Genomic DNA, 11,523 nt, shown 5'->3' with positions numbered 1-11,523 from the left:
CAACCACAACGGCTCCGGACACCACTTCTCCACATCGCTCATCGTTGATCAACAATATCGCCTACCCCACAACACCCCCAAACGAGATGCGGTCTTAGGCGTCACGTCACCCGTCGGCCGCCTGGTCCGTCCGGTGGTCTCCGGGCTCGCCGAGGTCAGGCGGCACCCACCCGACGGTCGAAGACCAGCCCTTCCGCGGCCCGCAGCCCGACGCTGATCGCACCGGTCAGCACCGCGTCCTCGCCCAGTTCGCCCTGCACCACCTTCGGCACCAGCGGCGTGAACGCGCGCAGCGCCCGGTCGATCGGTTCCAGCAGCAGGTCCGCCGCCGTGCCCATGCCGCCGCCCAGGACGATCAGCTCGGGGTCGATCACCGCCGCCACCGAGGCCACCGTGTAGGCGAGCCGGTCGGCTTCGGTCTCCACCGCGCGCCGGGCGAGTTCGTCGCCTTCGCGGGCCAGGCGGAAGACCTCGCGGGCCGATTTCGCCGTGCCCAGCCCGAGTTCCCGGGCGCCGCGGACGACCGACTGGGCCGCCGTCGCCTCTTCGAGGTGGCCGCGCGCGGGTGGGGTGCCGGGCTCGTCGGCCGCGCGCGTGCGGCCGTAGGGCAGGTAGCCGATCTCGCCCGCCGCGCCGGTCGCGCCGCGGAACACGCGGCCGTCGACCATCAGGCCCATGCCGACTCCGGTGCCGATCGTGATGCAGCCGAACACCGACGCGCCGCGGGCGGCCCCGCTCTCCCACTCGCCGACGGCCGTGAGGTTGGCGTCGTTCTCCACCATCAGGTCCGGGCCCAGCGCGGCTTCGAGGTCGTCGATCAGCCCGGCCCGGCCCCAGCCCGGCAGGTTCGGCGCGTGCCGGAAGCAGCGCTTGCCCGGATCGGCGACGCCGGGGGAGCCGACCACGCGGACAACGATGTCGCCGGCCGAAAGACCGGCCTCCGCGACCGCCGCCGCCGCGATCTTCCCGACCGCGGTGACCAGCGCCGCGCCGGAGCGCGCCGTGTTGCGCTCGTCGCGGCGCGCCACGAGCGTGCGGCCGAGGTCCGACACCGCGACCCGGAGGTGCTCGCGGCCGATGTCGACCCCCAGCACGTACCCGGCGGTGGGGTCGGCCTCGTACAGCACGGCCGACCGCCCGGTGCCGGTGGACGTCTGCCCGGTCGGGCGCGCCAGCCCGGCGGCCTCCAGCGCCAGCAGCGCCTGGCTGACCGTCGGCTTCGACAGCCCGGTGTCCTTCGCCACCTGCGGCCGGGTCGCCGGCCCGCCGCGGCGCAGCAGGTCGAGCACCGCCCGCTGGTTGATCTTGCGCATCCCGGCGGGGGTACCGACCGTGGGGATTTCTACGCCGGCCACCCGTGCCCGTCCTGTCGTTCTCGTTATGCTCGTTCTCGTTATGTCTGCCACGCTAGCCGTCCCGGCCCGGATCCGGCCGGAATACCCTCACTTCGGGGCCGGTTGACCGGAGCATGAGCACTCCGGGACGCGGCCGGGTCCGCGTGGCACCAGGCGCGAAGCGGGTACGGGTGTTCCTCGGCGGGCAGGTCGTCGCGGACACGGTGCACCCCCTCCTGGTGTGGGAAGTTCCGTACTACCCCACGTACTACCTTCCGCGCGCGGACGTCGTGAGCGGTGTTCTCACCCCTTCCGGCCGGACTTCGCACTCGCCGAGCCGGGGAGAAGCTGTTCTGTCGACGATAAAGGGTGGCGGAGCCGAGGTGGTGGACGGCGCGCTGGAGTACCCGGATTCGCCGATCGAAGAGCTCCGCGGTCACGTCCGGTTCGAGTTCGGCGCGTTCGACTGGTTCGAAGAGGACGAACAGATCTTCACGCACCCGCGCGACCCCGGGGTCCGCGTCGACATCCTGCCGAGCTCCCGGCACGTGCGGATCGAGGTCGGCGGCGTGCCGGTCGCCGACTCGGTGCGGCCGCACCTGCTGTTCGAGACCGGCCTGCCGGTCCGCTACTACCTGCCCCGCGTGGACGTCCGGATGGACCTCCTGGAGAAGGTCGACGTCGTGACGCACTGCCCGTACAAGGGCGCCGCCGAGCACTTCGACGTCGCCGGGCACGAGGATCTCGCCTGGAGCTACCCGGCACCGCTGCCCGAGAGCATCCGGGCCGCGGGCCTGGTGGCGTTCCTCGACGAGAAGGTGGACGTGTACGTCGACGACGTCCGGCAGGAGCGGCCGAAGACCAAGTTCGCCTGACTTCACGCCGCTGTATGTTTACGGATCATGACCCACCGTGAGGACGACGAACGCGTCACGGCCCTGGCCCTGTCCGCCGGTGGCGGTGACCGGCGCGCGCTGGAGGAGTGGGTCCGCGCGACGCAAGCCGACGTCTGGCGCTTCCTCGCCCACCTCACCGACGCCGCCGCGGCGGACGACCTGACGCAGGAGACCTACCTCCGCGCCTTCGGCAGCCTCCCCCGCTTCGCCGGGCGTTCCTCGTCGCGGACGTGGCTGCTGTCCATCGCGCGCCGGGTGGTCGTCGACCAGATCCGCGCCGCCGGCGCGCGGCCCAGGATCGCCGACACCGACTGGGAAGCCGCCGTCGAGCGCACCCGTGACCCCGCGGCGGGCTTCGAGGACCTCGTCGAACTCGGCCTGCTGCTCGACGGGCTGGAGCCGGACCGGCGCGAGGTGCTCGTCCTGACCCAGGTCCTCGGCCTCTCCTACGCCGAGGCCGCCGACGTCTGCGGCTGCCCGGTCGGCACCGTCCGCTCCCGCGTCGCCCGCGCCCGGGAGGACCTGATCGAGGCCCGGCGCGCCCGGGGCGCCGGCTGAGCCAGCGCGTTGCGCCGTCCGGCACTGTGGCGGCGCACACATCCGGCGGCTTCCGCTGTCATCTCGTCACAGAGATGCGCGAACCCGACTACTCCGCGTTGACGTCCGGCCAACGGCTCTTTAGCGTGGCGCGCACCCGCCACCACCCAGCAAGGGATTCCCGATGGCCAGTCCCACCACCGAACCCGCCGAGCCCGGGCAGGTCGGCCGCCGCCGCTTCCTGACCTACCTGGTCGCCGCACCCACGCTCACCGTCGCCACCAAACTGACGGCCGACGCGGTCGCCCCGGCCCGCGCCGAAGCCGTCGTCCCCACGCTGCCCCAGCCGGCGGAGATCCTCGACCTGGGTGACGTGCTGACGCTGTCGTGCGCGCCGACCGCCGGGATGCTCGTGCTGGAGCTGACCGCGGACGGCCGGGCGCGGCTGCAGCTGCCGCGCGCCGAGGTCGGCCAGGGCATCACGACGGCGACCGCCATGCTCGTCGCCGAAGAGCTGGACCTGCCGCTCGACCGGGTCGACGTCGTGCTTTCCGACGCCCGCACCGAGCTGCTGTTCAACCAGCTCACCGGCGGGTCCAACACGATGCGCTCGCTCTACGACCCGGTCCGCGCCACCGCGGCGACCGCACGCGCCCGGATGGTCGCCGCGGCCGGGGCGCAGTGGGGGACCGACGCGTCCCGGCTGTCCACCCGCGACGGTGCGGTGTGGGCACCCGACGGGCGCAGCGCCTCCTACGGCGTCCTCGCCGGACCCGCGGCGCGCTCCGGGCTGAGCGTCGGCGCGATCCGGCCGAAGGACGAGTCGGCGCACACGCTCGTCGGGACGCCGACTTCGCGCAAGGACGCCCGCGCGATGGTCACCGGCCGGCAGGTCTACACGCTCGACCTCGACGTCCCCGGCGCCAACCCGGTGATGGTGCGGCGCCCGCCGACGATCAACGGCGCGGTCACGAAGGTGCACAACGAGGCAGCGGTCCGCGCCATGCCGGGGATCATCGACATCGCCGTCGTCAAGACCGGCGTCGCGGTGATGGCCGAGACCTTCGGGCAAGCCCTCGACGGCAAGAACGCCCTCGACGTCACGTGGGGCCCCGGCACGGTCGACGGCGAGAACGACGAGACGATCAAGAAGAAGCTCCGGGCCGCGGCGCTGCCGTTCGTGGTGCCGCCGCTGCTGACGCAGTACGTCGACGGCGAGTTCGACTTCGCCTTCGCCAGTCACGCACCGATGGAGTCGAACTCCGCCGTGGCGGATGTCCGCGAGGACAGCGCGACCATCTGGGCCGGGCTGAAGTCGCCGATCGTGGCGAAGCAGACCATCGCCCGAGAGCTGGGGCTGCCGGAGAACAAGGTGACCGTGCACGTCCAGCAGGGCGGCGGGTCCTTCGGGCGGCGGCTGTTCTTCGACGCGGCCCTCGAAGCCGCGCACATCTCGAAGGCGATGAAGAAGCCCGTCCGGCTGATGTGGAGCCGGATCGACGACATGCGCCACGGCCGCGGGCGCGCGGCGAGCTACCACCGGATCCGCGCGACCTTCGCGCTCGGGCAGGTGCTCACGTTCGAGCACCGCGTCGCCAGCGTCGAAACGGACTGGAGTCACGGCCTCGGCGAGATCCTCACGGCGTTCGCGGCGAAGCTGCCCGTCGGCGGCAACCTCAGCTTCGCGCAGACGGTGTTCCTGCTGACCGTGAAGTCGCCGTACAACTTCGGCGTCACCACGCAGCTGCTCAACGAGGTGCCGCTGAAGTTCCACACCTCGGCGTGGCGGTCGGTCTACTCGGCGAACACCCGCGGCGCCGAGGAGATCATGGTCGACGAGATCGCCAAGAAGCTCGGCAAGGACCCGGTGCAGTTCCGCCGCGAGTTCATCAAGGAGCAGCGCCAGCGCGCGGTGCTCGACAAGGTCGCCGAACTCGGCGAGTGGGGCAAGAAGCTGCCCGCCGGGTTCGCGCAGGGGATCGCGGTGCACGGCGAGTACAAGTCCTACACCGCCTGCCTGGTCGAGCTGGACGCGCGCGACCCGAAATATCCGCGCGTCACGAAAGCGACCATCGCGGTCGACGTCGGCAAGCCGGTGAACCCGCGGGGGATCCAGGCGCAGATGCTCGGCGGCCTGACCGACGCGATCTCCACGACGCTCACCGCGGGCCTGCACATCGACAAGGGCCTGCCGCTGGAAGGCAGCTACTCGCAGTTCCACTACGCGCGGCAGAAGAACTCGCCGACGGACGTCACCGTGCACGTCATGCCGGCCACCGGGGCGGACATCGGCGGGGCGGGCGAGCTCGGCCTGCCGGCGCCGGTCGGCGCGATCGCCAACGCCTACGCCCGGGCCACCGGGATCAAGCCCCGCAGCTTCCCGATCACCTTCCCGGTCGACTTCGACCCGTTCCCGCGCTGACAGGAGTCCCCACGTGCCGAACTACACCTTCGTGGTGAACGGGAAGACCGTCACCGTCGACGCACCCGCCGACCTGCCGATGCTGTGGGCGCTGCGCGACAAGCTCAAGGTCCGCGGGCCGAAGTACGGCTGCGGCATCAACGTCTGCAAGGCCTGCACCAGCCACCTCGACGGCGAGGCGTTCAACCCCTGCGTCACACCGGTCTCGGAGTGCGCGGGCAAGGAGGTCACCACGATCGAGGGGCTGGCCGACGGCGACGAGCTGCACCCGGTCCAGGAGGCCTGGCTGGAGCAGGACGTCGCGCAGTGCGGCTACTGCCAGCCCGGCCAGATCATGGCGGCGGTCGCGCTGCTGAAGAAGACGAAGAACCCGACGGACGCCGACATCGACGCCATCCAGAACGTGTGCCGCTGTGGCACCTACTTCCGGATCCGGGAGGCGATCAAGAGCGCGGCCGCCAAAATGGCCTGACGCGAATGCGGAGGTTCTACACAGGAGCCTCCGCATTCGCGGTTTCTGTAGCAAGTTCACCCGAACGTGGTCGCACCGTTCGGGTTAGATGTCGGTCTCGGGCCTCGACGAGGAGGCCGGGGACCGGAGGGCTCCATGCACTACCAGGCGCTTCTGTCCGACGGGCACGCGCCCAAGGTCGCCTCGCTGGCCGCCGAGGTCGAGCGGAAGATGCCCGAGCTGATCGACAGCACCGTGCGGCAGATCCTCGCCGAGATGCCCGTCTACGCCGACGCGCGGTGGGTCTCGCACGCCGAACTCCGGAACTCGGTGCGCGCCAACCTCGACCACGTGATGCGCACGCTGCGCGGCTCGGACGTCCCGGACCTGTCGCAGGCCCGCGCGACCGGCCGGGCGCGCGCCCTGCAGGGCGCGCCGCTGCCGGAGCTGCTGCGGGCCTACCGGATCGGGCTCACCGAGGTGTGGCACCGGTTCGTGGAGCTGACCGCCCGCGGCTCGTCCCAGGACCTCGCCGGCCTGGTCGCCGCGACGACGGCGATCTGGGCCCTCATCGACGACCTCGCCGAAGCGCTCACGACGTCCTACCGCGACACGACCGCGGAAGTCATGGTGGCGCACCAGAACCGGCGCTCGGCGCTGGTGGAGGCGCTGTTCGCGGGCGGCGCCGCGACCGAGGGCACGCTGTGGGACATCGCCCGTGTGCTCGAGCTGTCCCTGGACGGCACGTTCGTCGTCGTCGCCGCCGAAACCCCCCGGCTGGGCCAGGAGCCCCTCCCGCAGGTCGAGGCCCGGTTGCGCGCGGCGCAGCACGCGTCGGCGTGGCGGTTGACGCCGGACCTGCAGGTCGGCGTGGTGTCCCTGCGCGACCCGAGCGCGTCCGGGGCGATCGTCGACCTGGTGCGAGCGCACCCGGTGGGCCGGGTCGGCATCAGCCCGGTGTTCACCGGCCTCGGCAACACCGCCCGCGCGCTCCACCTCGCGCGGGTCGCGCTGTCGAGCATGACGCCGGGGACGCCGGGGCTGGTGCAGTTCACCGAGTCGCCGCTGGCCGGGCTGGTGGCCAGCGCCCCGGAGGCGTCGGTGCAGCTGGCCCACCACGTGCTCCAGCCGGTGCTGGACCTCCCGGGCGACGACCGCAACGTGCTGCTGCTGACGCTGCGCGCGTGGTTCGACTGCCAGGGCTCGACGAAGCTGACGTCGGAGCGGATGTTCTGTCACCCCAACACGATCCGCCACCGCCTGAAGCGGATCACGGAGGAGCTGGGCCGCTCGCTGACGGACCCGGCGGACATCGCCGAGCTGGGCGCGGCGCTGCGGGCGCTGAACCTCTTCCCGGAGGCGACCCACCTGCCGTCGCCGCGCTAGCGGACGCGGGTGCGGGCCTGGTCCTCCGCCGAGCCGAACGGCATCACCGGCAGCTCCGTCGCGCCTCGGTCGACGCCGACCGCTCAGGCGTCCGAAGAACGCTTCCACAGGTTGATGTCCGCGTCGGTCGCGTGCCCGTCGATCTCGGTCAGCTCCTCGGACGAGAAGCCGAGGTTGCCCAGCGCGCCGACGTTGTCCTCCAGCTGCTTGACGCTGCTCGCGCCGATCAGCACCGACGTCACCCGGCTGTCGCGCAGCGCCCACGCGAGCGCCAGCTGGGCCAGCGACTGCCCGCGGCGAGCGGCGATGTCGTTGAGCGCGCGCACCCGGCCCAGCCGGTCCTCGTCGAGGGTGTCCGGGTCGAGGGACTTGCCCTGGGCCGCCCGCGACTCGGACGGGACGCCCTTCAGGTACTTGTCCGTCAGCAGGCCCTGGGCGAGCGGGGAGAACGCGATGCAGCCCGCGCCCACCTGCTCCAAGGTGTCCAGCAGGCCGTCCTGCTCGATCCAGCGGTTGAGCATCGAGTACGACGGCTGGTGGATCAGCAGCGGCGTGCCGAGCTCCCGCAGGAGCCGCGCCGCCTCGGCCGTCCGTTCCGAGCTGTACGACGAAATCCCGACGTAGAGCGCCTTGCCGGCGCGGACGGCGGCGTCGAGTGCCCCGACCGTCTCCTCCAACGGCGTCTCGGGGTCGAAGCGGTGCGAGTAGAAGATGTCGACGTAGTCCAGCCCCAGCCGGCCGAGCGACTGGTCCAGTGAGGACAGCAGGTACTTGCGGGAGCCCCCATCGCCGTACGGCCCGGGCCACATGTCGTAGCCGGCCTTGGAGGAGATCACCAGCTCGTCGCGGTACGGCTTGAAGTCCGTGGCCAGCAGCCGCCCGAAGTTCTCCTCCGCCGAGCCGTAGGGCGGGCCGTAGTTGTTGGCCAGGTCGAAGTGGGTGATGCCCAGGTCGAAGGCGCGGCGGGTGATAGCGCGCTGGGTCTCGAGCGGCCGGTCGTGGCCGAAGTTGTGCCACAACCCGAGCGAGATCGCCGGCAGCTTCAGCCCGGAACGCCCGCAGCGCCGGTAGGGGATCGAGTCGTATCGGCCGGAAGCGGCAAGGTAGGTCACGGCGCCGATGCTAATCCCGGAAGAGCTCACCCGCCCGCGGCCCGGAGATGGGCCGCGCCAAGCTCCTCGCCCGGCGACGACGCTGAGGCGGGCGGGGAGTCCGGTACAGTCCGGGTGAGCGATCGCTTAGGAGGCCAGCGGTGGGCACCGGATTCTTCACCTCCGTCGACGACGTGTCGGCCAAGCTGGCCGGCGCCGGCTACCTGGCGTCCACGGCCGTGGCGACCACCGTGTTCCTCGCCGACCGGCTCGGCAAGCCGCTGCTGGTCGAGGGCCCCGCCGGCGTCGGCAAGACCGAGCTCGCCAAGGCCGTCGCCCAGGTCAGCGGTTCGCGGCTGGTGCGCCTGCAGTGCTACGAGGGCATCGACGAGGCCCGCGCGCTGTACGAGTGGAACCACGCGAAGCAGCTGCTGCGGATCACCGCCGGCCGGGACGAGAACTGGGAGCAGGCCCGCACCGACATCTTCGGCGAGGAGTTCCTGCTGCGCCGCCCGCTGCTCACCGCGATCTCCTCGGACGAGCCGACCGTGCTGCTGATCGACGAGACCGACAAGGCCGACATGGAGGTCGAAGGCCTCCTGCTGGAGGTGCTCGGCGACTTCCAGGTGACCGTGCCCGAGCTCGGCACGATCACCGCCACGCGCGCGCCGTTCGCCGTGCTGACGTCCAACGCGACGCGCGAGCTGTCCGAGGCGCTGCGCCGCCGGTGCCTGTTCCTGCACATCGACTTCCCGGACGAGGACCTGGAACGGGACATCGTCCGGCTGAAGGTGCCCGGCATCGACGCCGTGCTGGCCGACTCGGTGGTCCGGGTGATCGCCGCGCTGCGCGCGATGGACCTGCGCAAGCTGCCGTCGGTCGCGGAGACCATCGACTGGGCGCGCACCCTGCTCGCGCTCGGGGCGTCCACGCTGGACGAGCGGGTCGTGCGGGAGAGCCTCGGTGTCGTGCTCAAGCACCAGGACGACATCGTCAAGGCGGGCGCCGGCCTGAAGCTCGAACAGGTCCTGGACGCGTCGTGACCGGCGGTGTGCCGGAGCGGCTCGCGTCGTTCGTCAAGGCACTGCGGGCCCAGGGCATCGCGGCCGGACCCGCCGAGACCGTCGACGCCGCGGCCGCACTGGAGGTGCTCGGCCTCGACGACCGCGAGCTGGTGCGCGAGGGGCTGGCCGCGGCCCTGGTCCGCCGCGGCGGGCAGCGCGCGGTCTTCGACGCCGCGTTCGACCTGTACTTCCCGGCGGGGATCGGCGCGCCCGAGCGGGCCCGCGAAGACCGTCCGGAGACGCTGGAGCAGCTCCGGGAGGAGCTGGCCGCCGCGCTGGCCGACGGCGACCGGCAGGCCCTCTCCCAGCTGGCCGGGCTCGCGGTGGACATGCTCGGCCAGTACGGCTCGGCGTCCGGCCCGGGTGGCGGCTTCTCCGCCCACCAGACGCTGGAGCGGCTCCAGCCGCAGACGCTGATCGCGCGGGTGCTGGCCGCGGTCCGCGGCGGCGGCGCGCGCGGCGAGTTCACCGACCGGCTCGACCGCGACGAGATCCGCCGCCGCGTCGAGGGCTTCCGCGGGCAGATCCGCACGGAGGCGCGTCGCCGCGCGGCCGAGGTCCGCGGCCGCGAGCGCGTCGCCAAGCACGCCATCGCGCCCGCGCCCGACCGGGTCGACTTCCTCATCGCCAGCCGGAACCAGCTCGCCGAGCTGCGGCGCACCATCCAGCCGTTGTCCCGCAAGCTGGCGACGCGCCTGGCTGCCCGCCGCAAACGCACCACGCGTGGGCAGATCGACCTGCGCCGCACGCTGCGGCGGTCGCTGTCGACCGGCGGGGTGCCGCTGCGCCCGGTCTACCGCCACCGCCGCCCCGGACGGCCGGAAATCGTGCTGCTGTGCGATCTTTCCGGCTCCGTGGCGGGGTTCGCGAACTTCACCATGCTGCTGGTGCAGGCGCTGCGCGACCAGTTCGGCAAGGTCCGGGTGTTCGCGTTCGTCGACAGCACCGACGAGGTCACCCACCTGGTCACCACCGGCGCGGCCGACCCCGAGCACCTCGGCGCGCGCATGCTGGCCGAAGCCGCCTTGGTGCGCTGGGACGGCCACAGCGACTACGGCGGCTCCCTGCGCCAGTTCACGGCGAACTGGCTCGACGCGGTCGGCCCGCGGACGTCGGTCCTGATCCTCGGCGACGCCCGCACCAACGGCGGCGACCCGAACCTCGACGCCGTCCGCGAGATCAAGGCCCGCGCCCGGCACGTCTACTGGCTGAACCCGGAGCGGCGGTCGCTGTGGTCCACCGGGGACTCGGCGGCGCTGGAGTACGCCGAGGTCGTGGAGATGCACGAGTGCCGCACGGTGCACCAGCTCGGCACGCTGGTCACCCGCCTGCTGCCGGTGTGAGCCACGCGTCGATGTCCGCGAGGAGCTTTTCCTTGGTCGCCGCCGGCGCGAAAGACGCCGTGACGCTCGCGCGGGCGAAGCCGGCCATCGTGGCGTCGTCGTAGCCGAACGCCGCCTGGATCCGGGCGTACTCCTCGGCGAGGGCCGCGCCCGTGACGGAGGGGACGTCGGTGTTGAGCGTGACGGTCAGCCCGGCGTCGAGCAGCCGGGGGAGCGGGTGCTCGGACAGCGAAGGCACCAGCCCCAGCGTCACGTTCGACGACGGGCACACCTCCAGGGCGAGGCCCCGGTCGCGGACCTCGGCGACGAGCGCGGGGTCGTCGAGGACGCGGATGCCGTGGCCGAGCCGTTCGGTGCGGCCCACTTCGAGCGCTTCGCGGATGCTGTCGGGTCCGGCGTCTTCGCCGGTGTGGTGCAGCAGGTGCAGCCCGGCCGCGCGGGCCTTCTCGAAGACCGTCGCGAACGGCCGCAGCGAGTGGTTCTCTTCGCCGGCCATGCCGATCGCGAAGACTTCGTCGTACTTCAGCGCGAGTTCGAGGGTGCGCTCGGCCCGTTCGACCGACCGGCGCCGGGAGTGGTCGAGCAGCAGCCGCCACTCGAGCCCGGTGCTCTGTGAAAGTCCTTTGAGGACGGCGGCCAGCGGCATTTCCGGGTCGCCCAGCCGTTCCCCGTGCGAAGCCGCGGTGAACGTGAGTTCCGCGTAGCGCGTGCCTTGGGCGGCTTCGTCTTCGCAGTACTCCCGCGCGATCCGCTCGAAATCCTCCGGACGCTGGAGACACGATCGGATGAGCGCGTTGTAGTCCGCGAAGGCGCGGAAGCCGTCGAACACCGGCGGCTCGCCGGGGACGTCGACGCCGTTCGCGTCGCCCAGCTCACGGAGCGTGTCCGGGCGGATCGTGCTCTCGAGGTGGACGTGCAAGTGGGCCTTCGGCAGGGCGGCCAGGTCGCGCATGATCGGGAGCCTAGAGCCGCGCGAGGGCGATCCGCGCGGCAATTTCC

At 72.2% G+C, this 11,523-nt stretch carries 10 protein-coding genes; 7 read left to right on the top strand and 3 right to left on the bottom strand.

Annotated elements, in window-relative coordinates; genetic code table 11:
• Nucleotides 1-155: 155 nt before the first annotated feature.
• Entirely contained in the window at nt 156-1,355 is a 1,200-nt protein-coding gene (locus tag AB0M80_RS40695) for an ROK family protein (protein ID WP_364575606.1), read from the bottom strand.
• A gap of 113 nt (nt 1,356-1,468) precedes the next feature.
• Between AB0M80_RS40695 and AB0M80_RS40690 the strand changes: the two genes are divergently transcribed.
• The 5 genes from AB0M80_RS40690 to AB0M80_RS40670 all read left to right on the top strand — a co-directional run bounded on the left by AB0M80_RS40690 (nt 1,469) and on the right by AB0M80_RS40670 (nt 7,026).
• Nucleotides 1,469-2,209 carry a DUF427 domain-containing protein gene (locus tag AB0M80_RS40690; protein WP_364575604.1) on the top strand — a complete coding sequence of 247 codons (741 nt, stop codon included), beginning with the start codon at nt 1,469-1,471 and terminating at the stop codon, nt 2,207-2,209.
• A gap of 27 nt (nt 2,210-2,236) precedes the next feature.
• Nucleotides 2,237-2,788: an RNA polymerase sigma factor SigC gene (gene sigC / locus AB0M80_RS40685; RefSeq protein ID WP_364575602.1), complete on the top strand. Its 552-nt coding sequence runs from the start codon at nt 2,237-2,239 to the stop codon at nt 2,786-2,788.
• Between the two features lie 163 nt (nt 2,789-2,951).
• Nucleotides 2,952-5,189: a molybdopterin cofactor-binding domain-containing protein gene (locus AB0M80_RS40680; protein ID WP_364575600.1), complete on the top strand. Its 2,238-nt coding sequence runs from the start codon at nt 2,952-2,954 to the stop codon at nt 5,187-5,189.
• 13 nt (nt 5,190-5,202) lie between these two features.
• Entirely contained in the window at nt 5,203-5,661 is a 459-nt protein-coding gene (locus tag AB0M80_RS40675) for a (2Fe-2S)-binding protein (RefSeq protein WP_364575598.1), read from the top strand.
• A gap of 135 nt (nt 5,662-5,796) precedes the next feature.
• Entirely contained in the window at nt 5,797-7,026 is a 1,230-nt protein-coding gene (locus AB0M80_RS40670; RefSeq protein ID WP_364575596.1) for a helix-turn-helix domain-containing protein, read from the top strand.
• An 83-nt stretch (nt 7,027-7,109) separates the two neighbouring features.
• Here AB0M80_RS40670 and mgrA read toward each other — a convergent pair whose 3' ends face one another.
• Nucleotides 7,110-8,138: an L-glyceraldehyde 3-phosphate reductase gene (gene mgrA / locus AB0M80_RS40665; protein ID WP_364575594.1), complete on the bottom strand. Its 1,029-nt coding sequence runs from the start codon at nt 8,136-8,138 to the stop codon at nt 7,110-7,112.
• A 140-nt stretch (nt 8,139-8,278) separates the two neighbouring features.
• Between mgrA and AB0M80_RS40660 the strand changes: the two genes are divergently transcribed.
• Both AB0M80_RS40660 and AB0M80_RS40655 read left to right on the top strand, forming a co-directional pair.
• A complete protein-coding gene (locus tag AB0M80_RS40660) occupies nt 8,279-9,160 on the top strand; it encodes a MoxR family ATPase (RefSeq protein WP_364575592.1) in 882 nt (293 codons plus the stop codon).
• The gene (locus tag AB0M80_RS40655; RefSeq protein WP_364575591.1) at nt 9,157-10,524 is read left to right on the top strand and encodes a VWA domain-containing protein; all 1,368 of its coding nucleotides are present in this window, start codon (nt 9,157-9,159) and stop codon (nt 10,522-10,524) included. The genes AB0M80_RS40660 and AB0M80_RS40655 overlap by 4 nt, the downstream gene beginning before the upstream one ends.
• Here AB0M80_RS40655 and add read toward each other — a convergent pair.
• Nucleotides 10,502-11,476 carry an adenosine deaminase gene (gene add / locus AB0M80_RS40650; protein WP_364575589.1) on the bottom strand — a complete coding sequence of 325 codons (975 nt, stop codon included), beginning with the start codon at nt 11,474-11,476 and terminating at the stop codon, nt 10,502-10,504. The two genes, AB0M80_RS40655 and add, sit on opposite strands and share 23 nt — an antisense overlap.
• Nucleotides 11,477-11,523: the final 47 nt, after the last annotated feature.

This window comes from Amycolatopsis sp. NPDC051045 (assembly GCF_040682955.1).
Taxonomy (GTDB): domain Bacteria; phylum Actinomycetota; class Actinomycetes; order Mycobacteriales; family Pseudonocardiaceae; genus Amycolatopsis.
This window is presented reverse-complemented; position numbering and strand designations above follow the sequence as displayed.

Coding starts and splice junctions, on each gene's coding strand:
- AB0M80_RS40690 (WP_364575604.1), top strand. CDS start 1,469: ATGAGCACTCCGGGACGCGGCCGGGTCCGCGTGGCACCAGGCGCGAAG.
- sigC (WP_364575602.1), top strand. CDS start 2,237: ATGACCCACCGTGAGGACGACGAACGCGTCACGGCCCTGGCCCTGTCC.
- AB0M80_RS40680 (WP_364575600.1), top strand. CDS start 2,952: ATGGCCAGTCCCACCACCGAACCCGCCGAGCCCGGGCAGGTCGGCCGC.
- AB0M80_RS40670 (WP_364575596.1), top strand. CDS start 5,797: ATGCACTACCAGGCGCTTCTGTCCGACGGGCACGCGCCCAAGGTCGCC.
- add (WP_364575589.1), bottom strand. CDS start 11,476: ATGCGCGACCTGGCCGCCCTGCCGAAGGCCCACTTGCACGTCCACCTC.